The sequence below is a fragment of the Chromobacterium sp. FG89 genome, assembly GCF_057808735.1.
The window spans coordinates 369,567-394,584 of the sequence record NZ_JBMDIQ010000001.1; the positions used below are offsets into that span (position 1 = coordinate 369,567).

General features: G+C 64.4%; 23 protein-coding genes. 11 read left to right on the forward strand and 12 right to left on the reverse strand.

The features are described from left to right. Positions 1–20: 20 nt before the first annotated feature. From ACODRW_RS01780 to ACODRW_RS01800, 5 genes are all read right to left on the reverse strand, one after another. A complete protein-coding gene (locus tag ACODRW_RS01780) occupies positions 21–794 on the reverse strand; it encodes an ABC transporter ATP-binding protein (protein ID WP_488905060.1) in 774 nt (257 codons plus the stop codon). After that, positions 791–1,855, reverse strand: coding sequence for a FecCD family ABC transporter permease (locus ACODRW_RS01785; RefSeq protein ID WP_107800468.1), 1,065 nt, complete (start codon positions 1,853–1,855; stop codon positions 791–793). The genes ACODRW_RS01780 and ACODRW_RS01785 overlap by 4 nt, the downstream gene beginning before the upstream one ends. Continuing rightward, positions 1,852–2,961, reverse strand: coding sequence for an ABC transporter substrate-binding protein (locus ACODRW_RS01790; protein WP_488905061.1), 1,110 nt, complete (start codon positions 2,959–2,961; stop codon positions 1,852–1,854). Before ACODRW_RS01790 ends, ACODRW_RS01785 begins: the two co-directional genes overlap by 4 nt. A gap of 160 nt (positions 2,962–3,121) precedes the next feature. Beyond that, positions 3,122–3,412 carry a DUF2218 domain-containing protein gene (locus ACODRW_RS01795; RefSeq protein WP_227104831.1) on the reverse strand — a complete coding sequence of 97 codons (291 nt, stop codon included), beginning with the start codon at positions 3,410–3,412 and terminating at the stop codon, positions 3,122–3,124. Between the two features lie 109 nt (positions 3,413–3,521). After that, positions 3,522–5,660 (reverse strand): TonB-dependent receptor domain-containing protein, encoded by a 2,139-nt coding sequence (locus tag ACODRW_RS01800; protein WP_166452707.1) that lies wholly within the window; start codon positions 5,658–5,660, stop codon positions 3,522–3,524. A 325-nt stretch (positions 5,661–5,985) separates the two neighbouring features. Here ACODRW_RS01800 and ACODRW_RS01805 point away from each other — a divergent pair, with 325 nt between their 5' ends. Further along, on the forward strand, positions 5,986–6,300 hold the full coding sequence (locus tag ACODRW_RS01805; protein ID WP_253313764.1) for a hypothetical protein: 315 nt from the start codon (positions 5,986–5,988) through the stop codon (positions 6,298–6,300). 73 nt (positions 6,301–6,373) lie between these two features. After that, positions 6,374–6,808 carry a DUF411 domain-containing protein gene (locus ACODRW_RS01810; protein ID WP_488905062.1) on the forward strand — a complete coding sequence of 145 codons (435 nt, stop codon included), beginning with the start codon at positions 6,374–6,376 and terminating at the stop codon, positions 6,806–6,808. An 83-nt stretch (positions 6,809–6,891) separates the two neighbouring features. Here ACODRW_RS01810 and ACODRW_RS01815 read toward each other — a convergent pair whose 3' ends face one another. From ACODRW_RS01815 to ACODRW_RS01845, 7 genes are all read right to left on the reverse strand, one after another. Next, a complete protein-coding gene (locus ACODRW_RS01815; protein WP_488905063.1) occupies positions 6,892–8,175 on the reverse strand; it encodes a ferredoxin reductase family protein in 1,284 nt (427 codons plus the stop codon). Between the two features lie 86 nt (positions 8,176–8,261). Then, positions 8,262–9,641 (reverse strand): efflux transporter outer membrane subunit, encoded by a 1,380-nt coding sequence (locus ACODRW_RS01820; RefSeq protein ID WP_488905064.1) that lies wholly within the window; start codon positions 9,639–9,641, stop codon positions 8,262–8,264. Next, positions 9,638–10,738, reverse strand: a complete 1,101-nt coding sequence (locus ACODRW_RS01825) for an ABC transporter permease (RefSeq protein WP_488905065.1) — start codon at positions 10,736–10,738, stop codon at positions 9,638–9,640. The genes ACODRW_RS01820 and ACODRW_RS01825 overlap by 4 nt, the downstream gene beginning before the upstream one ends. A gap of 154 nt (positions 10,739–10,892) precedes the next feature. After that, positions 10,893–12,026 (reverse strand): ABC transporter permease, encoded by a 1,134-nt coding sequence (locus tag ACODRW_RS01830; RefSeq protein ID WP_488905066.1) that lies wholly within the window; start codon positions 12,024–12,026, stop codon positions 10,893–10,895. Continuing rightward, positions 12,023–13,762: an ATP-binding cassette domain-containing protein gene (locus tag ACODRW_RS01835; protein WP_488905067.1), complete on the reverse strand. Its 1,740-nt coding sequence runs from the start codon at positions 13,760–13,762 to the stop codon at positions 12,023–12,025. Before ACODRW_RS01835 ends, ACODRW_RS01830 begins: the two co-directional genes overlap by 4 nt. Before the next feature lies 1 nt (position 13,763). Beyond that, positions 13,764–14,747 carry a secretion protein HlyD gene (gene hlyD / locus ACODRW_RS01840; protein WP_235086871.1) on the reverse strand — a complete coding sequence of 328 codons (984 nt, stop codon included), beginning with the start codon at positions 14,745–14,747 and terminating at the stop codon, positions 13,764–13,766. Then, on the reverse strand, positions 14,744–15,379 hold the full coding sequence (locus ACODRW_RS01845; RefSeq protein ID WP_235086873.1) for a TetR/AcrR family transcriptional regulator: 636 nt from the start codon (positions 15,377–15,379) through the stop codon (positions 14,744–14,746). Before ACODRW_RS01845 ends, hlyD begins: the two co-directional genes overlap by 4 nt. A 283-nt stretch (positions 15,380–15,662) precedes the next feature. Between ACODRW_RS01845 and ACODRW_RS01850 the strand changes: the two genes are divergently transcribed. From ACODRW_RS01850 to ACODRW_RS01890, 9 genes are all read left to right on the forward strand, one after another. Continuing rightward, complete coding sequence (locus ACODRW_RS01850) at positions 15,663–16,394, forward strand: S-methyl-5'-thioinosine phosphorylase (protein ID WP_235086875.1); 732 nt, start codon at positions 15,663–15,665, stop codon at positions 16,392–16,394. 123 nt (positions 16,395–16,517) lie between these two features. Beyond that, positions 16,518–17,288 carry a glucose-1-phosphate cytidylyltransferase gene (gene rfbF / locus ACODRW_RS01855; protein WP_235086877.1) on the forward strand — a complete coding sequence of 257 codons (771 nt, stop codon included), beginning with the start codon at positions 16,518–16,520 and terminating at the stop codon, positions 17,286–17,288. Next, entirely contained in the window at positions 17,285–18,361 is a 1,077-nt protein-coding gene (gene rfbG, locus ACODRW_RS01860; RefSeq protein WP_488905068.1) for a CDP-glucose 4,6-dehydratase, read from the forward strand. Before rfbF ends, rfbG begins: the two co-directional genes overlap by 4 nt. Then, a complete protein-coding gene (locus ACODRW_RS01865; RefSeq protein ID WP_488905069.1) occupies positions 18,349–18,912 on the forward strand; it encodes a dTDP-4-dehydrorhamnose 3,5-epimerase family protein in 564 nt (187 codons plus the stop codon). Before rfbG ends, ACODRW_RS01865 begins: the two co-directional genes overlap by 13 nt. Further along, complete coding sequence (locus ACODRW_RS01870) at positions 18,909–20,132, forward strand: methyltransferase domain-containing protein (protein WP_488905070.1); 1,224 nt, start codon at positions 18,909–18,911, stop codon at positions 20,130–20,132. The genes ACODRW_RS01865 and ACODRW_RS01870 overlap by 4 nt, the downstream gene beginning before the upstream one ends. Beyond that, positions 20,129–21,241, forward strand: coding sequence for a DegT/DnrJ/EryC1/StrS family aminotransferase (locus ACODRW_RS01875; RefSeq protein ID WP_488905071.1), 1,113 nt, complete (start codon positions 20,129–20,131; stop codon positions 21,239–21,241). The genes ACODRW_RS01870 and ACODRW_RS01875 overlap by 4 nt, the downstream gene beginning before the upstream one ends. Positions 21,242–21,260: 19 nt before the next feature. Then, positions 21,261–22,709: an AMP-binding protein gene (locus tag ACODRW_RS01880; RefSeq protein ID WP_488905072.1), complete on the forward strand. Its 1,449-nt coding sequence runs from the start codon at positions 21,261–21,263 to the stop codon at positions 22,707–22,709. Next, complete coding sequence (locus tag ACODRW_RS01885) at positions 22,706–23,800, forward strand: LuxE/PaaK family acyltransferase (protein ID WP_488905073.1); 1,095 nt, start codon at positions 22,706–22,708, stop codon at positions 23,798–23,800. The genes ACODRW_RS01880 and ACODRW_RS01885 overlap by 4 nt, the downstream gene beginning before the upstream one ends. Continuing rightward, positions 23,793–24,992 carry an acyl-CoA reductase gene (locus tag ACODRW_RS01890; RefSeq protein ID WP_488905074.1) on the forward strand — a complete coding sequence of 400 codons (1,200 nt, stop codon included), beginning with the start codon at positions 23,793–23,795 and terminating at the stop codon, positions 24,990–24,992. The genes ACODRW_RS01885 and ACODRW_RS01890 overlap by 8 nt, the downstream gene beginning before the upstream one ends. The last annotated feature ends 26 nt before the right edge of the window (positions 24,993–25,018 follow it).

The window sequence follows — 25,018 nt, forward strand, 5'->3', positions numbered from 1 at the left end:
GGCCTCGGCCGTGTGGGGGCTCAGCGCAAACCGCTGTGCAGCCCGTCCACCAGCACATGCGCCACGCCCTGAGAGCAGCGCTCCACCCGGCCGCTGACGCCGTAGACGCGGCGCAGGCTTTGGCTGTCTATCACCTCGTCCGGCGCGCCGTTGGCTTGCAGCGCGCCGTCCTTCAGCATCAGCACCCGGTCGCAATGGCGCAGCGCCACATTGAGGTCGTGCAGCACGATGACGGTGACCATGCCGCGGCGGCGGGTTTCGCGGCGCAGCAGGTCCATCACGTGGAACTGGTAGTTGAGGTCCAGCGCGGACAGCGGCTCATCCAGCAGCAGCACCGCCGGTTCGCGGATCAGCGCCTGGGCGATGCCCACCAGCTGGCGTTGGCCGCCGGACAACTGGTCCAGGTAGCGCAGCGCCAGTTGCTCGATGCCCAGCGATTGCAGCAGCGCGAACACCTGTTGGTCGTCGTGACGGCGCGACAGGCCGGCGGCGGTGGCCTGGCCGGCCACCATCAGCGATTCGAACACCGACAGATGCACGCTGGGCGGCAGGGTTTGCGGCAGGTAGGCCACTTCGCCGCGCTGGCGGCTGAGCGCGCGCTGGTCCAGGCGGACGTCGCCGCGGCTGTGCTGCAGGCCGGCCAAGGCGCGCAGCAAGGTGGACTTGCCGCTGCCGTTGGGGCCGAGCAAGGCCGTGATGTCGCCCGCCCGCAGACAGGGCACGTCCAGCCCGCGTATCACCTGGCGCTTGCCGTAGCTGACCGAGAGTTGATGGATGGACAGGGCGGAGCTCATTGGCGGCCTCCGTTGCGCAGCACGATGGCGATGAAGAAGGGGATGCCCACCAGCGAGGTGACGATGCCCACCGGCACGATGACGCCGGGCACCAGATTCTTGGTCACCACCGAGGCCATGGACAGGATGGCGGCGCCGGTCAGCGCGCTCACCGGCAGGTAGAAGCGGTGATCCTCGCCCACCAGCCGGCGCGCGATATGCGGCGCGATCAGGCCGATGAAGCCTATGGTGCCGACGAAGGCCACCGCCAGCGCGGTGAGCAGGCTGGCGCGCAGCAGCGAGCTGAGGCGCAGCCGGCGCACATTGATGCCGAAGCTGGCGGCGCGGTCTTCGCCCAACCGCAGCGCGGTCAGCCGCCAGGACTGGCTCAGCGACCAGGGCAGGATCAGCGCGAAAGCGCCGAACAGCAAAGCGATCTTGGGCCAGTCCGCGCGCGAAAGGCTGCCCATCAGCCAGAACACCAAGTCTTGCAGCGAGTCCGCGGTGGATACGAATTGCAGCAAGGACACCAGGGCGTTGAAGCTGAAGAACAGCGCGATGCCGAACAGCACCACGCCGCTGGTGGGCATATTGCTCCAGCGCGCCACCACGTCCAGCAGCAGCGCGGAACCGAGCGCGAACACGAAGGCGTTGACCGGCAGCATCCACGGGCCGGGGATGCCGGGGAGGCTGACATCCAGCAGGATGGCCAGCGCCGCGCCGAAAGCGGCCGCCGGCTGCAAGCCCAGGGTGAACGGGTCCGCCAGCGGGTTGTGCAGCACGGTCTGCATTTCGGCGCCGGCCAGACCCAGCGCCAGGCCGGCGGCGATGGCGATCAGCGCATAGGGCAGGCGGATCTGCCAGACGATCACCTCGGTGGCCGGATCGGCGGCGGCCGGGTGCCACAGCGTCTGCCAGAACTCGGCCAGCGGCATGCCGCTGGCGCCGGTGGTGACGTCCAGCGTCAGCGAGACGGCGAGCAGGCTCAGCAGCACGGCCACCAGCAGCAGCCGGCGCAGCAGGGTGCGGCGGTAGTCCGCCGCCACCATGGCGGCGGAAAGCGTTAGGGTTTCGCCGCTCATTTAACGCCCTTGACCCAGTAAGTGCCTTGCGGCTCTATGGCCAGGAAGTCGCGGTGCAGCTGCTTCCAGCTGGCGTCCGGGTCCAGCTTGGCGAAGCGCGTCGGTTGCAGTTCCTTGGCGAAGGCTTCCAGCAGCACGATGTGGTAAGGCGTGTTGTAGAAGTGGTGCCAGGCGCCGAAGGTGCGGCCTTCACGCACCGCGCGCAAGGCGCCCACCGGGCTGCGCGCGGCGGTGCGCTTGAGCGAGGCCTGCGCCTGCGCCGCGCTGATGTTGGCGCCGAACTGAATGCCGGTCTTGTCGGCGGCGTCCGCGGTGCCGGTGCCGATGTAAAGATCCGGATTGCTGGCCAGCACATGCTCCATATTCACTTCGCCCACCGCGCCGGGAATCAGCTTGTCGGCGATATTGACGCCGCCGGCGGCGTCCACCAGCTCGCCCAGGCTGCCGCGGCCGGCGCTGGTGACGTTGCTGAAGGCGCCGGCGCGCAGGTCCAGGAAGGCCTTGGGCTTTTGCTGCGCCGGGATGGCGGCGACGACTTTGCGGATGGCGTCCATCTTGCCCTGGTAGAAGCGGATGAAGCGCTCGGCCTCGGCCTCGCGCTGCAGCGCCTTGCCCATGATGCGCAGGCTGGGCACGGTGTGTTCCAGCGGCGCGTTGCGGAAATCGACGAAGACCACCGGCACCTTGGCTGCTTGCAATTGCTGCACGATGGGATTGTTCAGTCCCGGGCCGTGGCCGGAGATGCTGAACACGGCGATGTCGGGGCGCAGCGTCAGCACTTTTTCGGCGCTGACCGAGTTCTCGCTGGTTTTGCCGATCAGCGGAATCTGGTCGATGGCCGGGAAGCGTTGTTTGTACTGGGCGTAGGTTTGCGGGTCCAGCTGGCGGAAGTCGCCCTGCCAGCCGGCGATGCGGGCGATGGGCTGCTTGCCTTCCAGCAGGGCCAGCGCGTAGAACAGCCGGCCTTCGCCCAGGAGGATGCGGTTGACCTTGGCCGGCACTTCCACTTTACGGCCGGCGATGTCGGTGACGGTGGCGGCTTGGGCCGCCAGCGTGGCCGCGGCCAGCGCGCCGGCCAGCAGCAGACGGGAGAACAGTGTTTTCATTGTGATTCCTTGAGCGATACGGCTCCGCTGCCAAAGCCCGCCGCGGTGGAGAGGGCGGGTGGACGGGCTTTAGCCGTGGAGCGGGTGGCAAGCATCATACAGAAACGGGAGCCGCCGGGCAGGCCCGGCGCGCTCGGAAAACGCGGCTGGGCTGGGGTTCTTACTCGGTCTTGGCCCAATCCAGTTTCAAGTCCGGCGTCTTGGCCATCAGGCCCAGGTGCTCGTCCATGATGAATTCGATCTTGGCCAGCTTGTCGGCGGCGTCGGCGGCACAGATCATGTCCAGGGTGTCGTCCTGGCGCTGAATCCGGCATTCGCCGATGGGGAAGTGCACATGAGCCTGGTGGCTGTCGAACTCCACCGGGACTTTCAGCGCGTAGTGCTTGCACAGCTTGTACAGCACCTTGTCGGCATTGGGCGTGGTCAATTGGGCGCGGCTGCTCAACATCATCAATTCTCCAATCGTAAAAACGGGAACAGGCAGTTGGCGAATCCGGTGGATTCGGCAACTGCCGTGCGGTGTTTCCGGCCCGTCCGGGGACGGGCCGTCAGGGTGCGGCTTAGAACTTGCCGGTCAAGGTCAGCCAATAGCGGCGGCCCTCGTCGACCATCCAGTTGCCGTTAAGCGGCGCTTTGGTTTTGTCTTTCTCTGCGTTGCCTACGCGGTCGTCGATCGGTACTTTGCGGTCGGTCAAATTGAAGACGGCGAAGTTGACGTCGAAGTTCTTGCTCAGCTTGTAGCTGCCGCCAAAGTCCCAGGTGCTGGAGCCGCCGCGGGTGCGCGCATCGTAAGCGCCGTTGCGGAAGCCGGTGTAGTACTGTTTGCCTTCAAAGTTCAGGCGAGTGTACAGGTCCAGCTTTTCCATCGGCGCCCAAGCCAGCTTCACATTGCCGGCGTGTTCCGGTGTCTTGTCCAGCGGTAAGCCGTTCAGCGATTGACCGGACAGCGAGGTTTCCTTGCCACCTTCGCGCTTGGACTTGGTGTAGGTGTAATTGCCGGACAGCGTCCATTTCGGCATGAAGGTCCAACTGCTGGACAGCTCGAGACCACGGATATCAACTTGGTCTACGTTGTCGTAGACATAGACTCTCGCATCTTTGTATTGCTTGTCGTTTCTATCGAAGTACTTCAACTGATCGGTAAATTGGTCCGTACCGTAGCTGACTACCTTGTTGCGGAAACGATTGTAGAACAGAGTGGCGCTGCTGTTCAGGTTCCGGCTATTGTCGAAATGAAGACTAACTTCATAAGAAGTGCTTTCCTCAGGCTTCAGTTTGGAGTTGCCGCACAGCAAACCAGTCTCTACGCGGCTGCCGGTACGCATGCAATAGCCGTCGGTGCTTTGGCGAATGGTCGGCGCCTTGAAACCCTTGCCCGCGCCGCCTTTCAGTGTCCACTGCGAGCCCAGGTGCTGGACCAGGTAAACGCGCGGGGTGAAGTGGGTGCCGAACACGCTGTGGTGGTCGACGCGACCGCCGGCGGTGATGGTCAGATTGTCAGTGGCCTCATAGCTGTCCTCGGCGAACAGGGCCCAAGTATTGACAGTAACTTTATCCGGATTGGCAGGGCCTTTGTATTGGAATGGCGGAAGCAGGGCCTCTTGTGCCTGAAGATCGGAACCAACTTGTCGGCCAAACTGGGTGCCAACCTTCACTGTGTGCCGATCCAGCAGGAAGGTCAGTTGGCCGTCCAGCGTGGTATTGGCCAACTTCACGCCTTTGCCGTCGCTGACGTTGTTTTCGTCCGAGCTGGACTTGGCCATTTCCTGATACAGCGCGACATTGGAACGGATATTGCCGTATTTGCCGTTGTGGCTCAGGCTCCAGTGATCACGGGTATCGTATTGATCGTATTTGCCGAGAGTCGGGGACAAACTCTTGCCGCCCGTGGTGGTCTTGCGCAGTTCGTTATGGCCGGCTTCGAAGGTGATCTCGTGGTCCTGGTTCGGGGTGAAGCTCAACTTGGCGTTGATGTCGGACATGTGATTGGCGTCTTTGCCGCCGTCGCCGCTCTTGCTGTAGAAAATATTGTCTTCAGCCTGGTTGTTCAGCGAGCCGTAGACTTGCAGCGACAGCAGGTCCTTCATCAGCGGGCCGCCCAGCCAGAAGCTGCTCTGGCCGGTATTGCCTTCGTTCGAATGTTCGGTGATGGTGCCGCCCAGCGTCATCGAACCATGCCATTCCTTGGGCGCTTTGCGGGTGATGATGTTGACCACGCCGCCCATGGCGTCGGAGCCGTATAGCGAGGACATCGGGCCGCGCACCACTTCGATGCGCTCAATCGCCTCCATCGGCGGGATCTGGTATTGCTGGAAACCGCCGGTGCCGCGGCTACGCACTTCGCGGGTGCCTTGGCGGCGACCATCCACCAGGATCAGCGAGTATTCGCCGGGCATGCCGCGGATGGAGATGTCCTTGTCGCCAGGGCCGGAGCCGTTGATGTTGATGCCTTCCAGGTCAACCAGCGCGTCGGTTAGATTGGTGAACGGTTTTTTCGCCAAGTCTTCACGGGTGATCACCGAGATGCTGGCCGGAGCCTGTTTGATTTTTTGCTCGTAGCCGGAGGCGGTGACCACGACCGAGGGCAGCGTGGCTTCGGCTTCCGCCGCGTGGGCGGCGGGCAGGTAGAGGGCGGAAACCGCCGCGGACAACAGGGCAAGGCGCACGCCGTGACGGGCGGCGGAGTCAAAGGTTTTCATTATCGTGGATACCTGGAAATCATCACATGAACGAAGCCCATTTGATCCGCGTCCGGCAAGGCCGGCGCTGTGTGCATGCCGTTGGCGTTTAGTTTGCGCAAGGAATGTCAAATGGGACCATAAGTATCCCACCGAATTAATGCGAACGCAAATGCGAATCGTTATTGATTGAGGGTATGATTGTACTCGGTCGCCACAAATCTGGCGCGGATATGACCTGGCTCAAACTTTGCACGGGGTGGGAGAAATGGCGAAATGGCTTGGGAACCAAGGCGCTATCCGCCAGTCTCAAGCCTGTTCCGGACTCAGCGCCCTACCTGAATCGATGCCTATTCGTCTGCCCTTGCTACTGTTGCTAACGTGTCTGCTGCTCTTGCCGCAGGCGGGTTGGAGCATGGGCGGACGCGTGGACGCCAGCGCGCCCTGCGTCTGGATGGCCGACGACGGCGCGGCTTGCCATACCCAGCCGGCCAGCGCCGCTCAGGCCGCCGCTTGCTGCCAGTTGCCTGCCGCTCCATGGCCGGCGGCGCCCAGCCTGCCCTTGCAGGCGATCCGCCCGGTGCTGCAGGCCAAGGCTGAAATAGTGTGGTCCGGTTTCATCCCCGCGCCGCCGGAGCGGCCTCCCCAATCTGTTGAATGATCCTTTTTTTGCGCCAACCGCGGTTTTGCGGGCTGGTTCGCTTTTTCATTCAAATAGCATTGGATTTCATCTCATGAATAAACGCATGTATTGGGCCGCCGCCGCGCTGGCCGTTTCCTTGATGTCCCCCGTGGTGGCCGCCGCCGGCGGCGTGATGCACAAGGACCCGTATTGTGGTTGCTGCTCCGCTTGGGCCGAGCATATGCAAAAGAACGGCGTGGCGCTGCAAAGCCGCAACGAGGCGGATATGTCAGCGTTGAAGGCCCGCTTGAAGGTGCCGGCGGATCTGCGTTCCTGCCATACCGCCGAGATCGGCGGCTATGTGTTCGAAGGCCATGTGTCGGCGGATCTGGTGAAGAAGGTGCTGAAGGACAAGCCCAAGATCGTCGGCCTGGCGGTGCCGGGCATGCCGATGGGCAGCCCGGGCATGGAGGGGCCGAGCAAGCAGCCTTATCAGGTGTTGAGTTTTGATGAGCAGGGGAGGCGCAGCGTCTACGCCACGCGTTAAAGTTGGTGATGCGCCAGCCGCCTTGCAGCGGCTTGCTTGAGTGTATGACGGGCGTTCCGGCAAGCCGGAACGCCCGTCTTGCGTCAGCGCATTGAGAACGCCTCGTGGTGGAAAGCCGGCGCCTGCGCGCCGCGTTGTTTCAGGCCGCGCCGCAGCGCCTCGCCCAAGCCTTGCGGGCCGCAGAACCAGACCTCGTCCACTTCCGGCAGCATGCCGGCGTTCAACTGTGCCCCGGCTTCGCTTTCGATCAGATGCAGCCGCACGCCGCGCTGACGACAGGCCTGGCGCATTTCTTCCAGCCGCGCTGCTTCGCCGCGGTTGCGCACGCAGTAGTAGAAATCCACGTCGAGCTGCTTCTCCTTCAGTTCCCGGCTTTGCAGCCAGGCCAGGAAAGGGGTGACGCCGATGCCGCCGGCTACCCAGGCTTGGCGCGCGCCGCCGCGCGGCTGGAAGCGGCCGTAAGGGCCTTCCACGGTGACGGCCTGGCCGATCTGGAGTTCGGTTGGCAGGCGGCGGGTGTAATCGCCCAGCGCCTTGATGATGAAACGCAGCCGGCCGTCGCCATGGTCGGCGCTGGCGATGGTGAAGGGATGGGCGCCTTCGGCGGCGTCGAAGCTGACCAGGGCGAATTGTCCGGCGCGGTGGCCGGGCCAGGCGTCCATCTGGCAGATCACTTCCAACTGCCCGGCAGGCAGCGCTTCGATGCTATGCACCTGGCCGGCGTATTGTTGTCGCTTGCCGATGCGGCCGGCCAGCGAGTAGAGCGCGCAGCCGGAGCCGATCAGCATCAGCGCGGCCAGCAGCCAGCCCACCGGCTGCGCCCACATCTCGGCCGGCATCAGGATCAGGCCGTGGAAGGCGCTCATCAGGTAGAGCGGGGCGAACAGCTGGTGCAGCTTGCGCCAGAAGCGATAGGGCACGGCGCGCAGCAGCGCCAGGATCACCATGGCCAGCACCGCCCAGGCCGCCCATTCGCCCATGTCCTTGGCCAGCGAGACCAGCGGGTCTTTGCCGCCGCCGCCGCTTCTGATGCGGGGAGCGACCCAGTCCAGCGCCAGCATCAGCTTGGGCGACAGCTTGACCAGCCAGTGAGCCGCCAGCAGCAGGCCGGCGGCGATGCCCAGCTGCTTGTGCAGCGCGTAGAGGCGGTCCAGGCCGCCCAGCAGCGGTTCCAGCCAGCGCGGGCGCACGGCCAGCAGCATGGCGGCGCTCATCACGGCCATCAATTGCACGCCGCTGAGCAGCACCAGTTCGTGTCGCCATTGCCAGTAGTTGGCCGGCAGGCCGTTTTGCCACAGGCTGGCGGCGGCGTACAAGGCGCCGCTGGCGAGCAGCAGCAGGCTGAGCAGGGGGAGTCTACGGTTCATCGCCATGTCCTTTCTTGCGATAGGGGATTAAGGCGATTGGAACACCGCAAACTTAAGCGCAGCTTAAACGCGGCGCGGGGGCCGGTTTAGCGTGGCGGCTTGCCGGCCTGGGTGTCGCCGCCCAGCGCCTTGTACAGCGCGATCAGGTCGGCGGACAGCGTTTGCCGCGCGGCCAGCCGCTGTTCGCGCAGCGCGGCAAGCTGCAACTGCGCTTCCAGCACGTGGCTTTGCGCGGCCTCGCCGACGGCGACGCGCTGGCGGGCGTAGCCAAGCTGGCGTTGCAGCGCGGCTTCTCCCTCGGCCAGCCGCGTGTCCTGGACGCGGCCGGCCTGGCTGCGCAGCAGCGCGGTTTCCACATCGGCCAGCGCTTGCAGCACCGCCTTGCGGTATTGCGCCAGCGCGGCGTCGTAGCCTGCCTCGCGCGCCCGGACCTGGGCTTGCAGCCGGCCGCCGGCGAACAGCGGCAGGCTCAGTTGCGGCCCCAAACTCCAGTAGCGGCTGGCCTGGGAGGCGAAGTCGCCGGGGCGGACGCTGTCCCAGCCGCCGCTGGCCAGCAGGCTGAAGCGCGGGTATTGCTCGGCCGCGGCCACGCCGATGTCGGCGCTGGCGGCCGCCAACTGCCGTTCCGCGGAGCGCAGGTCCGGCCGGCGCAGCAGCAGTTCCGACGGCAGGCCGGCGGCGTCCAGCAGCGCGCGCAATTGTTCCGTCGGCAGCGCGGTCAGCGGGCCCAGCGCGGCGAGCGCGGCCTGGCGGGCGGCGAGCAGCGGTTGCAACTGCGCGTCGGCGCGCAGCCTTTCGGTTTCCGCCTGATCCAGTTCGCCGGCGCCGGCGAGGCCGGCCTGGACTTGCAGCCGGCTCAGCCGCGCCAGTTCCGCGTGCCAGCGGGCCTGGGCGGCGGCGTTGTCGGCGCGCAAGCCCCAGTAGCGGTAGTCCAGCGCCAGCCGCGCGGTTTCGGCGGCCACGCGCAAGGCGGCGTCGGCGGCTTGTTCCCGGCTGGCGTCCAGCCGGGCGCGGCCGGCTTCCACGCTGCGGGCGGTATGGCCGAACAGATCGATTTCCCAACTGGCGTCGAAGTCGGCGCGGTAGTCGGTAAATAGGGTCTGCGGGTTGGCGAAGGGGATATTGGCCAGCGCTTCGCCGCGGCGGCTTAGTTGGTCGCGGCTGATGCGGCCGCCGGCGTTGAGTTGAGGCCATTGCGCGCCGGTGTTGATCTCCAGCGCGGCGCGCGCCTGGCGGATGTTGGCGTTGGCGCTGGCCAGGTCCGGGCTATAGCGCAGCGCGGCGCCGACCAGGCGGTTCAGCGCCGGGTCCTGGAAGGCCTGCCACCAGCCGGCGGCTTCCGGCTCGGTTTCCGTGCTGGCGGCGGGCAGCAGTTGCGCCGGCGTCGGCGGCCGGTAGTCGGGGCCGACGGCGCAGCCGGCGAGCAGGGCTAGCAAGACGCAGATGGCGAGGCGAGATGGATTCATTGTCCGCTCCGGTGACGGAAGATCAGGTAGGCCAGGCCAAGGGTGGCGGCGGCGATGAGCAGCAGCGGCCACAAATGTGGCCAGGCCTCGGCCGCGCCGTAGCCTTTGAGAAACAGGCCCTTGATCACGATGATGAAATGGCTGAGCGGGTCCGCGGCGCTGAGCGCGCGCAGCGGCCATGGCATGTTTTCCACCGGCGCCATATAACCGGACAGAATCACCGCCGGGGCCATGAAGCCGAACACGCCGAGAAAGGCCTGCTGCTGGTTGGCGCACAGCGCCGAGATCAGCAGGCCGCAGCCGGACAGGGCCAGGCCGTAGCACAGCATGGAAAGATAGAGCAGGGCGATGCCGCCGCCGAAGGGCACTTGGCAGATCCATACCGCGGCGGCGGAAATGACGCTGCCTTGCAGCGCGGCCACCAGCATGCCGGGCACGGCCTTGCCGGCCATGATGTAGCCGGGCGTCAGCGGGGTGACCAGCAATTGGTCGAACGTGCCTTCCTCGCGTTCGCGCGCCAATGACAGCGCGGTGACCATCAGACAGCCTATGGTGGTTATGATGGCCACCAGGCTGGGCAGCACGAACCAGCGGTATTCCAGATTGGGGTTGTACAGATGGCGAACCAGCAATTGGGCCGGCGGCGGCGCGGGGCTGAGCTCGCGCGCGTACTGGGCGACGATTTGCTGGGCGTAGCCGAAGGCGATTTGCGCGCTATTGGAGCGGCGGCCGTCGATGACGGCCTGCAGCGGCGGCGCGCTGCCTTGAGCCAGCCGCCGGGAGAAATCCGGCGGAATGCGGATGGCCAGCAGCGCTTGTTGGCGGTCTATGGCGTCGCGCAACTGGGCTTCGCTGCGGATATTGAGCAGCTGCGGAAAAGCCTGGGCCGAGGCCAGGCGCTGGGACAGTTCGATGGAGGCGGCGCCGCCGTCCTGGTTGTAGATGGCCAGGGTGCTGTTCTTGACTTCCAGCGTGGCGGCGAAGGGGAACAGCAGCAGTTGCAACAGCACCGGCATGATCAGCAGCCGGCGGCTTTGCGGGTTGGACAGCAGGGCCCGCAGTTCTTTGTGGATCAGGGTGAGCAGTGCGTGCCACATGGTAGACCTTTCTAAGAGCCTGTTCATAATCTGCTGTGCTGCGGCGATACCGCGTTGAAAACCTCCTCAGAATGCTCATGTACTTTATGTACATTCCGCTTCTTCAGCCGTTTTCGCCTTGTCTCGCTCTTGCTCGCGAGATTTTGAACAGGCTCTAATCATCCAGCCGACGGCGGAATTTAAGCGCGGTAAGCCCCAGCCAGAAGGCCGCGGACAGCAGCAGCCAGACGGTGTTGAGCAACAACACCGGCCAGATGTCGCCGGCCTGGAACAGGGTTTGCAGCGCGTTGACGAAATAGCGCGCCGGCACCAGATAGGTGGCGGCCTGCACCGGCGGCGGCATGCTGTTGATCTCGAATACGAAGCCGGACAGCATGGTGGCCGGCAGGAAGGCGGCGGTGAGCGCGCCCTGGGCGGCGACGAACTGGTTGCGGGTGACGGTGGAGAGCAGCAGGCCCAGGCCGAGGGCGCTGCCCAGGAAGAGGCTGCTGACGATGAACAATAGCCACCAGGAGCCGCGCAGCGGCACGTCCATCAACAAGGTGGCCGCCAGCACGCAGACCAGCATCGCGGCCATGCCCAGCAGGTAATAGGGCAGGATTTTGGACAGCAGCAGTTCGGCGCGGGTCACCGGGGTGGACAGCAGCGCCTCCATGGTGCCGCGCTCCCATTCGCGCGCCACCACCAGCGAGGTGAGCAGCGCGCCGATGATGGTCATGATCACCGAGATGGAGCCGGGCACCAGATAGTTGCGGCTGACGGTGTCGGGATTGAACCAGTAGCGCGGCTCCAGCCGCAGCGGGGCCGGCGGCGGCTGGCCGCGATCCTGCGCGCGCTGGGTCTGCCAGATCTGCCAGGCGCCTTGCAGATAGCTGGCCAGGAAGTTGGCGGTATTGGGCTCGGCGCCGTCGGTGAGCAGCTGCGCCGCGGCCGCGCCGCGTCCCTGGAGGGTTTTGGCGGAGAAGTCGGCGGGAATCACCACCATGCCGCGGACTTCGCCGGCGGCCAGCCGCGCGCGCATCTCGGCGCGGTCATGTCCGGCACGGACGTCCAGATAGGGCGAGCCCGCCAACGCGTCGGCGAAGCGGCGGGCTTCGACGCCGCTGTCTTCCAGCACCACGCCGATGCGCACCTTGTTGGCGTCCAGATTGATGCCGTAGCCGAATATGAACAGCAGCACCATCGGCAGCACGAAGGCGATCAGGATGCTGCTGGGGTCGCGCACGATCTGCATGGCTTCCTTGCGGCACAAGGCCAGCAGGCGGGCGGGTTTGACGGCGGCGCTCATGCGGGGGCTCCGGCGCGGTCGTCGGCCGCCACCAGGCGGATGAAGGCTTCCTCCATGGTGATGTCTTCATCGACGCCAGCGGCCTGGCGCTTGAGCTGGTCCGGCGTGCCGCTGGCGATCAGCCGGCCGCGGTAGACCAGGCCGATGCGGTCGCAGTATTCGGCCTCGTCCATGAAATGGGTAGTGACCATCACGGTGACGCCCTTGTCCACCAGGCCGTTGATATGGGTCCAGAATTCGCGGCGGGTGATGGGGTCGACGCCGGAGGTGGGCTCGTCCAGAAACAGCAGCGGCGGCCGGTGCATCAGCGCGCAGGCCAGCGCCAGCCGCTGTTTGAAGCCCAGGGGCAGCGCGCCGGCGAGCATGTCCAGATAGGGCGCGAGCGCGAACACGCGGACCATTTCGGCGACGGTGTCGCGTTGCGTCTGGCCGCTCAGGCCGTAGATGCCGGAGAAGAAGTCCAGATTGTGGGCGACGCTGAGATTGCCGTAGAGCGCGAATTTCTGCGCCATATAGCCCAGCTGCCGGCGCGCGCGGCTGGCGCTGCGTTTCAGGTCTATGCCCATCACGCTGGCCTGGCCGGCGCTGGGCCGCAGCAGGCCGCACAGCATTTTGAAGGTGGTGGACTTGCCGGCGCCGTTGGGGCCGAGCAGGCCGTAGATCTCGCCGCGCCGCACCTGGAAGTCGATATTGTCGGCGGCGACGAAATCGCCGAAACGGCGCGTGAGCTGTTCGGCGCGGATCACCGCGTCCGGGTCCACGCCGGCCGGCAGTTGCGCCGGCGGCATCTGCTCGGCCAGGCCCGAGTCGCCGCCGGGGCCGCCGCCCAGCAGTTCGATGAAGGCGTCCTCCAGCCGCGGCGGAACCACGACGAAACAGGCGTCCGGCCCGGCCTGCAAGGCGCTCAGCTCAGGCGGCCGGCCGGCCTGGCGCAGCACCAGGCGCAGCGCCTGGCCCTGGATCACGCCGTCCAGCACTTGCGGCTGACGCAGCGCGCGCCGCAGTATCTGACGAGGGTTGCCGGCGATGCCGCGCAGCTGCACGCTGCGGCCCTCCATGCGTCGAATCAGCTCGCCGGGCGCGCCGGCGTAGCTCAGCTGGCCGGCGTTGATCAGCAGCACTTCGTCGCAGCGTTCGGCCTCGTCCAGATAGGAGGTGCTCCACAGCACGGTCATGCCGTCGGCGGCCAGTTCGCCCACCATCTTCCACAGTTCGCGCCGGGAAATCGGATCGACGCCGACGCTGGGCTCGTCCAGCAGCAAGACCCGCGGTTCCCCCAGCAGCGCGCAGGCCAGGCCCAGCTTCTGCTTCATGCCGCCGGACAGCTTGCCGGCCGGCCGCGCGGTGAAGCGGGCCAGGTCGGTGAAGGCCAGCAGGCGTTCGAAGCTGTGCCGGCGGCGCTCGCCGGCGACGCCGCGCAGATCGGCGTACAGCTCCAGGTTTTCCAGCACCGTCAGGTCTTCGTACAGGCCGAATTGCTGCGGCATATAGCCGATCAGCGCGCGCAGCGCGTCGCCGTCGGCGATGGGGTCCAGCCCTTCGACGCGGACGGCGCCGTCGCTGGCTTGCAGCAGGCCGGCCAGCAGCCGCAGCAAGGTGGTCTTGCCGGCGCCGTCCGGCCCGGCCAGGCCGGTGATCGCGCCGCGGCGTATCGTCGCGTCTATGCCGGCCAGCGCCTCGTGCGCGTCGAAACGCTGGCGCAGCCTGCGCAGGACGATGGCGTTTTGCGCGTCCATCTCAGCGGCCGTCCGCCAGCGTCACCGTCACCGGCATGCCTTGGCGCAGCGCGGCGTCCGGGTTTTGCACCACCACGCGCAGCCGGTAGACCAGAGCGGTGCGCAGGTCCTGGGTTTCCACGTTCTTGGGAGTGAATTCGGCGCTGGGGGAGACGAAGCCGACCACGCCGTCGTAAGGCTGGGCGCGGCCGTCGCTGCGGACTTTGACCTTGGTTCCGGGGGCGACCTTGCCCAGCTCGGGCTCGGCGACGTAGGCGCGCACCCACACCGGCCGGGTCAGCGACAGGGTGAACACCGGGCCGCCGGCGCTCAGCATGCCGCCGGGTTCGACCGCGCGGGTGAGGATGACGCCGTCGGCCGGGGCCAGCAGCCGGGTGTCGGCCAATTGCAGCTGGGCCTGGGCCTGCTGCGCCGCCGCGCGTTCTGCGTTGGCGTCGGCCTCGGCGATTTCCTCCTTGCGGTAGCCGCGCTTGAGCGCCTGCCATTGCTGGCGCGCCGCCTCGGCCTGCGCCGCCGCCTGGTCGCGCTGCGCGCGGGCCTCGTCCAGCGCGCGTTGGGCGGAGGCGCCGGTGTCGGCCAGCTGGCGCTGGCGCTGGTAGGTCTGCTCGGCGTTGAGCCGCGCGGCGCGACGCGCGTCCAGATTGGCCTGCGCCTGTTCGATGTCCTCGCCGCGCGGGCCGGCGCGGTACAGCGCCCTGCGCGCTTGGGCGGCGGCCAGGCCGGCGTCGGCGTCGCGCAAGGCGTTTTGGTAAGGCCGCGCGTCCAGTTCGCCCAGTAGCTCGCCGGCGCGTACGCTGGCGCCTTCGTCCACGTTCAGGCTCCGCAAGCGGCCGGCCACCCGGAAGGACAGACTGACTTCGCGGATGTCGACGTTGCCGGACAAGCTCAGGCGCTCTTGGGCGAGCTGCCGTTGCCGCCAGGCGTAGCCGCCTCCGGCGATCAGGGCGACGACGATGAGGCCGATGAGCAGAGGGGGACGCTTCATGGCTGTGGCTCCAATGGGCGCAAACCGCGCAGCGCCCATTGCAGGCGTTGCTCGATATGGCGCGGATCGATGGCGTAGGTGTTGAAAGCTTGCTGGATCAGGCCGGGCAGCAGCGGCTTGCCGGCGATGATGTGCTGGGCCAGCGCCGGCAGCCCCAGCGCCGACATCAGGAACAGCGCCTGGTGCAGCGGATCGCCGCGTTCCAGTTCGCCGGCCTGTTGCGCGTCGGCAATGCTTTGCAGCAGCAGCTTGGGATGGCGGGGCGCCAGCGTGGACAGAAAGCCCTGTGCGGCGGTTTCGCCGGCGGCCGCGTCCAGCAGCATGTGGGCGATCAGCTCGCCGTGTTCGACGACGAAGGCCAGCAGCTGGCGCAGCAGGGTCTGCAGCCGCGGCAAGGCCGACGCTTGCTGCTGCAACTGCGATTGCATGTGGCGGAACAGCGGCGCGTACCAGTTTTCCAGCAGTTCGGCCAAGTAGCGGTCGCGGCTGCCGAAGTGGTAGACGAAGCTGCCCGGATTGACCCCGGCGCGCTGGCACAGGCCGCGCACGGTGAGCGCGCGCAGGCCGGCCTCCTTGGCCATGGCCAGTCCGCAGTCCAGCAATTGCTGTCGAGTCGCGTTGTTCAGTTTCATACATCTATTCTTATACGAACGTATAAGTCCATGCAAGCTGAATTTGTACGTCTGTATAAATCATCGGGAATTCCAGCTGGCTCGCCAAGTGCTTGTTTTCAAAAGCGGCCGTCGCCAGCCCTGCGGCCGCGGGCAAATTCACCGCGCGGCGGCATGTGCCGGCGGAAAATAATCGGCCATAATTGGAGCGTCGGCGCTTCGCCGCAAGCAAGAATCCCACAGCCGCCCAGCTCAGGCCGCGGCAAAAACAGCGATTCGTCGCGCCATTACAAGGGGACACATCATGTTGGCCATCATCGGCGGCAGCGGCCTGGCCCAGCTGCCCGTATTGGAAGTCACCCACCGTCAAGTTGTGCGCACCCCGTACGGCGATCCCTCCTGCGCGCTGACCTTCGGCCTATTGAACGGGCAGAACGTGGTGTTCATCGCGCGCCACGGCTACGGCCATTCGCTGGCGCCGCATGAAATCAATTACCGCGCCAATATCTGGGCGCTGCACGATCAAGGCGTCAAAGGCGTGATCGCCATCGGCACCGTGGGCGGCATCCGCCCCGACATGCCGCCGGGCCGCCTGGTGGTGCCGGACAACATCATCGACTACAGCTGGGGCCGCAAGCATACCTTCTTCGAGGGGCTGGACCGCCCGGTGGTGCACGCCGAATTCTCCTCGCCTTATGACGAGGCGTTGCGAGAGCGCCTGATCCGCGCGATGGCGGACAGCGGCCACAGCGGCGTGGTGGGCGGCGTTTACGCCTGCACTCAGGGGCCGCGTTTGGAAAGCGCCGCGGAAATATTGAAGTTGGAGCGGGATGGCGCCGATATAGTCGGCATGACCGGCATGCCGGAGGCGGCCTTGGCGCGGGAGATGAATCTGCCTTATGCGCACCTGTGTCTGGTCAGCAACTGGGCGGCCGGCAAGGGCGGCGCGGCGACGGTGGAGTTTAATCCGGAAACCGGCGCGCGCGGCGTCGAGGGCGTGATGGCGGCGTTGGCGGCGTTTTGTTGTTCGAAGTAGCTGAAGCAGCAGCGGTAGTCGAATAGTATTTTCGCTTGGAGCAAGGTGCGAGGGCTTGTGCTGGAGAGCGCCGCATTGCAAGGCGTGTGTTCCATTTTGCGAAAAGAATAAATAGGAGCAAATGTGAAAGCGGTGATACTTGCAGGCGGGCTGGGTACTCGAATATCGGAAGAATCCTATTTGAAGCCTAAGCCGATGATTGAAATTGGCGGCAAGCCTATTTTATGGCACATCATGAAGACTTATTCGCATTACGACGTGAATGAGTTTGTGATTTGCTGCGGCTACAAGGGCTACATTATCAAGGAGTATTTTGCGAATTACTTCTTGCATATGTCCGATGTCACTATTGATATGTCCAATAATGAGATCGAGGTGCATCAGCGCTATGTCGAGCCTTGGCGAGTGACGCTGGTCAATACCGGTGAGGATACGTTGACTGGTGGGCGGCTTAAGCGAGTCCGAGAGCATTTGAATAACAAGCCTTTTTGCTTTACTTACGGCGACGGGGTGGCCGATATCGATATTAGGGCTTTGATTGAGTTTCACCGTTCGCACGGCAAGGCGGCCACGGTTACCGCAATTCAGCCGCCTGGCCGTTATGGCGCGCTGAAAATCAAGGGTGAAACGGTGAGCGGGTTTCAAGAAAAGCCGGCCGGCGATGGGGCTTGGATTAACGGCGGTTTTTTCGTGTTGGAATCTCAGATCTTCGATTACATCGAGGATGATCAGACCAGTTGGGAGGCTGAGCCTCTGGTGCGCTTGGCCAAGGAGGGGCAGTTGATGTCCTATCGGCATAAAGGCTTCTGGCAGGCAATGGACACGCTGCGCGACAAGAACCAGTTGGAAAAACTGTGGGCGGACGGCAATCCTCCGTGGAAGGTGTGGTCGTGAGACTGTTTGGCGATCGCTATCGCGGCCGCAGGGTGCTATTGACCGGCCACACCGGTTTCAAGGGCAGCTGGCTGGCCGCCTGGCTGACGCGTTTGGGGGCCGATGTCACCTGTCTGGCTTTGGACCCGGACGGCTCGCCCAATCACTGGGATCTGCTGGCGTGCCCGGTTCGGGATCTGCGAGCGGATATTCGCGACCCCGCAGCCGTGCGCGCCGCATTTGATCAGGCGCAGCCGGAGATGGTTTTTCATCTGGCGGCTCAGGCCTTGGTCAGACGTTCCTATCGCGACCCGTTGCAGAACTGGTCAAGCAATGTGATGGGAACGGCCCATGTTCTAGAGGCGTGTCGTCAAACCCCTAGCGTGCGCGCCGTAGTGGTGGCGACTACCGATAAGGTCTACGCCAATCATGAGTGGTCTTGGGGATATCGAGAAGTGGATGCGCTGGGCGGCCATGACCCCTATAGCGCGTCCAAGGCCGCTTGCGAGCTGCTGGTGGACAGTTATCGGAAGTCTTTCTGGCAGAACGACGACGCGCCGCTGTTGGCAACGGTTCGCGCCGGCAACGTCATTGGCGGAGGAGATTGGTCCGAGGATCGCTTGATTCCTGATCTGGTGCGCGCCGTGGCGCAAGGAAGGGCCTTGCACATCCGTTCGCCCAGCGCTACGCGGCCATGGCAACACGTGTTGGAGTGCCTGTCCGGCTATCTGCTGCTTGGCCAGCGTTTGCTTGAGGGCGAGAGAGCCTTGGCCGAGGCCTGGAATTTTGGCCCGAAGGCGGAGGCCAACCGCAGCGTGGCGGATGTATTGGCGAAGCTGCAGCGGTTTTGGCCGCAATTGGCTTGGCAAGCGGCGGTCGGTGAGCAGCCGCATGAGGCTGGCTTGTTGTACCTGGATTGTGCGAAATCCCGTAGTCGCTTGGGCTGGTTTCCAGTATTGAGCTTGGAGCAAGGCCTGGAGATGACGGCGGACTGGTATCGTCATCACCACGCCTCCGGGCAGATCATCACCTTCGATCAACTTGCGAGCTATATCGAGTCCGCTCGCGCGGCAAACGCGGTTTGGGTGTCCTGATGCGTATTCGACAAACCAGCATAGACGGCGCCGCGCTTGCGGAGACTGCGCCTTATGCCGATCACCGTGGCGCGTTTTCCCGTTTGTTTTGCGAGCAGGAGCTGGCCGGCTTGCTGGGCGGCCGACGCATCGTTCAGATCAATCACTCGCGGACCCAGGCGCTTGGCGCGGTGCGCGGCATGCATTTTCAGCACCCGCCGCATGCTGAGATGAAAATGGTGCGCTGCATTCGCGGCCGGGTGTGGGATGTGCTGGTGGATCTGCGAGCGGGTTCTCCCACTTTCCTGCATTGGCATGCGGAAGAGCTGAGCCCCGACACGGGACGCATGCTGATCATTCCCGAGGGCTGCGCGCATGGTTTCCAGGTGCTGGAGCCGGACAGCGAGCTGTTGTATCTGCATACGGCGTTCTATCAGCCCGCCGCCGAAGGAGGCTTGCGTTACGATGAGCCGCGGGTGGCCGTCCGCTGGCCGCTGCCGGTCCGCGATCTTTCCACGCGGGACCAAAACCATCCCTTGTTGTCCTCTGATTTCACCGGGCTTGAACCATGAATTGCCGACACTGCGCAGAGCCGTTGCAGCACACCTTTCTCGATCTAGGCTTCGCGCCGCCGTCCAACGCCTATCTAAGCGAGGCGGAGTTGAGCGCGCCGGAAACTTATTTCCCGCTCAAGCTGAAAGTTTGCGGCAATTGCTGGCTGGTTCAGACCGAGGATTACGCGAAGGCGGACCTGCTCTTTTCCAAGGACTACGCGTATTTCTCCTCGACATCCAGCAGCTGGCTGGCTCACGCGGCGCGCTATGTCGACGAGATGCTTGGGCGCTTGGGACTGGGCGCGGACAGCTTTGTCGTCGAGGTTGCCGCCAACGACGGTTATCTGTTGAAGAATGTGCTGGCCGTCGGCATTCCTTGCCTGGGCATCGAGCCGACCGCCAGCACCGCCGCGGCCGCGGAGCGCTTGGGCATTCCGGTGTTGCGCGAGTTCTTTGGAGAGGACTTGGGGCGGCGTCTGGCGCGGGAAGGACGACAAGCGGATTTGATCGTCGGCAATAATGTGTTTGCCCATATCCCGGACATCAACGATTTCAGCCGTGGTCTGAAAGCGGCGCTCAAGCCTGGGGGAACCATCACGCTGGAGTTTCCGCATCTGATGCGCCTGATCGAGCATGTCCAATTCGATACGGTCTACCACGAGCACTTCTCCTACCTGTCGCTGTATACCGTTTCCCGCATTTTGGCCGCCGCCGGCCTGCGCGTGTTCGATGTGGAGGAACTGCCGACCCATGGCGGCAGCCTGCGCGTGTTCGCCTGCCACGTTGACGACGAGAGAGCCGATGGTCCCGCCATCGCCGCCGTGTTGGCCGCGGAGGCCGCGGCCGGGCTGCGTCAACTGACGGTCTATGCGGCCTTCCAGCAGCGGGTGGACGAGGTGAAGGATGGCTTGCTGACTTTCCTGCTGGAACAAAAGCGGACCGGTAAGAAAGTGGCCGCCTACGGCGCTGCGGCCAAGGGCAATACTTTGCTCAACTACGCCGGGGTGAAGCCGGATCTGCTGCCTTTCGTCTGCGACGCCGCGCCATCGAAACAGGGCAAATACCTGCCGGGCAGCCATGTGCCTATTTTCGCGCCGGCAAGGATGGAGCAGGAAAAACCCGACATCGTGCTGATCCTGCCCTGGAATATCGCTGCCGAAGTCATGCAACAGCTTCACTATATCCGGGAGTGGGGCGGCCGCTTCGCCACCGCGGCTCCCGCGCTGGAGATTAGATGAAACCGCGTATCCATTACACCAAGCCGTCCATCACCGATCTGGAGGTCGAATACGCGACCGATGCCGCCCGCAACGGCTGGGGCGAGCACTGCTACGACTACATCGTCAAGTTCGAGGCCGCGTTCAAAAACCATCTGGGGGTGGGCTATGCGATTGCGACCTCCAGCTGCACCGGGGCCTTGCATATGGGGATGGCCGCGCTTGGCATCGGTCCCGGCGATGAAGTGATCCTGGCCGACACCAATTGGATTGCAACGGCTTCTCCCATCGTCCATCTCGGCGCCGAGCCGGTGTTCGTCGATATCCTGCCCGACTCCTGGTGCCTCGACCCGGCCCAAGTGGAGGCGGCCATCACGCCGCGGACCAAGGCCATTGTGGCCGTGCATCTGTACGGCAATGTCTGCGATATGGACGCTTTGCTGGCGATAGGGCAACGTCACGGGATTCCCGTCATCGAGGACGCCGCCGAGGCGATCGGCTCCGAGTATCGCGGCAAGCGGGCCGGTTCTATGGGGCGATTCGGCGCATTTTCCTTTCACGGCACCAAAACCTTGACCACCGGCGAAGGCGGCATGTTCGTCACCAATGACGCCGAGCTCTATCAGCGCGTGCTGACCCTCAGCAATCATGGCCGCGCCAGCGGTCAAAGCAAGCAGTTCTGGCCGGACTTGGTGGGCTTCAAATACAAGATGTCGAATATCCAAGCCGCGCTGGGCTGCGCTCAGATGGAGCGCATCGAGGAACTGATCCAGCGCAAGCGTGAGATATTCGACGCTTATCGCCAACGGTTGCAGCCGCTCTCCGGCGTGAGGATGAATCCGGAACCCGAGGGCGTCGTCAATGGCGCCTGGATGCCTACCGCGGTGTTTTCGCCTGAGACCGGGGTTACGCGCGAGGCGCTGCAGGCGGCGTTCGCTGAGGAAAACGCCGATGCGCGGGTGTTCTTTTGGCCTTTGTCGGGCTTGCCGATGTTTGACGCCAAGCCAGAAAACCGCAATGCCTGGGCCTTGCCGGCCTGCGCCATCAATCTGCCCAGCTTTCACGATATGACGCCGGATGACATCGAGCGCATTGCGGGCGTGGTGCGCGATGTGCTGCAAGGCCGCTGAGCGGATGGAGCATTCTGCGATGAGGGCGCTTAGCCTGATGGAAGCCATGACCGGCGCGTTCGCGGAGCATGGCGCGCGTCCGCTGTTCGAGTCGGAGCAAGGCGAGGTCGTCTCATATGGCGAGGTGCTGGCGCTGGCGCCGCCGTCGCTGGGGAGCGACTTGGCGCGGCGGCTGGTGTTCTGTCTTTGCGACAACGATATAGGCGGTTTGGCCGGTTATTTCCATCTGCTAAGCGTCAACGCGGTGCCTTTGATGCTGGCCGCCAATCTGCCCAGTCAGCAATTGCAGCCCTTGCTGGACGCGTATCGGCCCGCGTTCATTTGGCTGCCTGCCGCGAGGCGCGCAGAGTTTCCAGAGGCGACGGCTCTGTTTGCCTACCGCGATTACTGCCTGATTGCGCAAGAGGAAGCCGACTATCGCGTTCATGACGAGCTGGCCTTGCTGCTGAGCACCTCGGGCAGCACCGGCAGTCCCAAGTTTGTGCGCCTGTCGCAGCGCAATGTGTTGAGCAACGCCATGGCCATCGCCCAGTATTTGGAGCTGGATGCCGACGAAGTGCCGATTACCACTTTGGCGCCCAGCTATACCTACGGACTGTCGATCCTGCACAGCCATGCCTTGGCGGGAAGCAAGATCGCGGTGAGCCGGAAAACGTTTCTCGAGCGCGGTTTTTGGGGCTTCCTGCAAGCCGTGCGCGCGAGCAGTTTCGGCGGCGTGCCCTACCATTACGAGATGCTGAGGAAGTTGCGCTTCACCGGCATGGAGCTGCCCAGCTTGCGCACGCTGACCCAGGCCGGAGGGCGAATGGCGCCGGAGCTCAGCCGCGAGTTCGCATTGCATTGCCAGAGCCGCGGCATGCGGTTTTTCACCATGTATGGTCAGACCGAAGCCACGGCCAGGATGTCTTATCTGTCGGCGGACAAGGCGGCGCTCAAGGCGGGCAGCATAGGCGCGGCGGTGCCGGGCGGCGAGTTCTGGCTGGAGGATGAGTGCGGCGAGCGGCTCGACGGCGCGGAGGCGGAAGGGGAACTGGTGTATCAAGGCCCCAATGTCTCTATGGGCTATGCTTGCGGATTCGGCGATCTTGCCGCGGGCGACGAGCGCCAGGGCGTGCTGAGAACCGGAGACGTCGCGCGTAGGGATGGCGACGGCGATTACTACATTGTTGGGCGGTTGAAACGTTTTTTGAAGCTGTTCGGCCATCGAATCAATTTGCAGGAAGTGGAGCAGTATCTGCTTGACGCTGGCCATGTCGCCGCTTGCGCCGGCGTCGACGACAGGCTCGAGGTCTATGTGCCGCAGGGTGACGCCGCCCTGGCCAAGGAGATCAAGATCATGCTGGCGCGCTACCTGACTGTGACGCCGCAGTCGGTCAAGGTGATGACGGGAGGCGATTTGCCGCGTAATGCTTCGGGAAAAATCCTGTATTCGGAATTGACGCCGCAAGCTTGGGGAGCTCAGGCATGAGCGCGCCGGATTTCACGCCATGGCTGGAGTGGGGACCGTATTCGTTGGATGCGGCGGCCAAATCCGCCGCGCTCTCCGCCGCTTTGCGGGAACTGACGCAATGGCATGCCGGCCAGTGCCCGGAGTATGCGCGAATCCTGGCATTGCAGGGCGGGGAAGACGCGTCGGCCGTTGGGCTGGCGGGGGTTCCATACCTGCCTGTCCGCTTGTTCAAGGAGTTTGATCTGCTCAGCGTGGAGCGCAGCCAGGTATTCAAGACCATGACTTCGTCGGGCACCTCTGGTCAGCAAGTGTCGCGCATTTATCTGGATAAGGAGACGGCGGCCTGGCAAACCAAGATCCTGACTCGGCTGATGGGAACGGTGCTGGGCAAGAAGAGATTGCCGATGCTGGTGATCGATTCGCCAAGCGTGCTGCGGGACCGGGCGGCGTTTTCCGCGCGGGGAGCCGGCATACTGGGCTTCTCCCTGTTCGGACAGGATGTGACGTACGCGCTGAATGAGAGAATGGAACTGGATCTGGGCCTGGTGCAGGCCTTTCTGGAGCGGCATGCGGGGAAGCCTATCTTCATCTTCGGTTTTACCTTCATGATCTGGCAGCATTTGGTGCTGCCGCTGCGGAAAATGAATCAACGCCTGGCTATCGCCGGCGGTATCGTGCTGCATGGTGGGGGCTGGAAAAAGTTGCAGGATCTGGCCGTGGGCAATGAGGATTTCCGCCGCGCGCTTCAGGAGTGCGCCGGCGTTGAGCAGGTGGTGAATTATTACGGCATGGTCGAGCAGACCGGCTCCATCTTTCTGGAGTGCGGGCAAGGCCATTTGCATGCCTCCATCTATTCGGATGTCCTGGTTCGACGACCCGGCGATTTCAGTCTTGCGGACGTGGGAGAGGAGGGCTTGATCGAGGTCTTGTCGCTGGCGCCGCGCAGCTACCCCGGCCATGCGCTGTTGACCGAGGATCTGGGCGCCGTGCTGGGCGAGGACGATTGTCCTTGCGGTCGGCTGGGCAAGTATTTCAAAGTGTCCGGCCGCGTGGCGCGGGCCGAAGCGCGTGGTTGCAGCGATACCTATGCTTATGAAGCGCATGTCTGATATCCCCGTAGAGATTCTGGCCGGCGCCAGCCCGGAGCGGATCGCCTGCCGGCCGTTGCCGCCTTACTCGCCTAGCGCCATCGCGTTTTTGGCGGATCTTTCCAAGGCCTTGTTGTCGCGTCCGGAGCTGCGGCGCTATCCCGATATCGCCGCGTTTGCCTTCTGGTGCCGCAAAGCCAACCTGAGGCGGCTGGCCGGCGCCTTTGGCTCGGCTGGGCATAGGCTTGGCCGTGGCCTGGCCTTGCATATCGCGCCATCCAATGTGCCGGTCAATTTCGCTTTCTCGTTCGCCTTCGGATTGCTGGCGGGCAACGCCAATATCGTGCGCGTTCCCGGCGTGGCTCATCCGCAAGTGGCGGTGATCTGCGAGGAGATAGAGCGCCTGTTTGCCCTGCCGGAACACGCGGATATCGCGGCGATGAACGCCTTGATCCGTTACCCGCGCAACGACGAGGTCACGGCGGCGCTGTCCCGCGCCTGCCATGCGCGCGTGCTGTGGGGCGGAGACGGCACCATTGCCCACTTGCGGGCGATGCCGACGCAGGCGCGTTGCGTGGATGTCGCTTTTGCCGACCGTTACTCGCTGTGCGTGATGGCGGCGGAGGCGGTGCTAACGGCTTCCGAGCCGCAACTGAGGGGGCTGGCCGAAGGGTTTTACAACGATGTGTTTTTCCTGGATCAGAACGCTTGCTCGTCGCCGCATCTGATTTTATGGCTGGGCGGCCAAGAGCAAGCGGAAGCGGCGATGCTTCGTTTCTGGCCGGGGATGCAGCGCTTGCTGGCGAGCAAGGGCGCGACGCCGGCGCTGCACGCTGTCGAGAAGTTTACGCATTTGTGCCGCACGGCCATTCATTTGGATGCGGCCGTTTCTTCGAACCGGCACGCCAACGATATTTATCGCGTGCGTTTGGCGGAATTGCCTGAGGATATCGATATTCATCGAGGGAGCCATGGTTTCTTTTTTGAATATGTCTGCGCCGATCTGAATTGCCTGAAGCGGATAGTGGGCGAGCGTTATCAAACCCTGAGTTGTTTTGGCGTGGACAGGCAGCAATTGATCCAGTTTGTCGTGGCCGAAGGCCTGATTGGCATAGACCGGGTGGTTCCGGTGGGCAAAGCATTGGATATCGGCGTGATTTGGGACGGCTACGACTTGGTCGGCACGCTATCTAGAGTGATCAGCGACCGGTAAACTAAGGTTTTTCAACTTTCGACGGA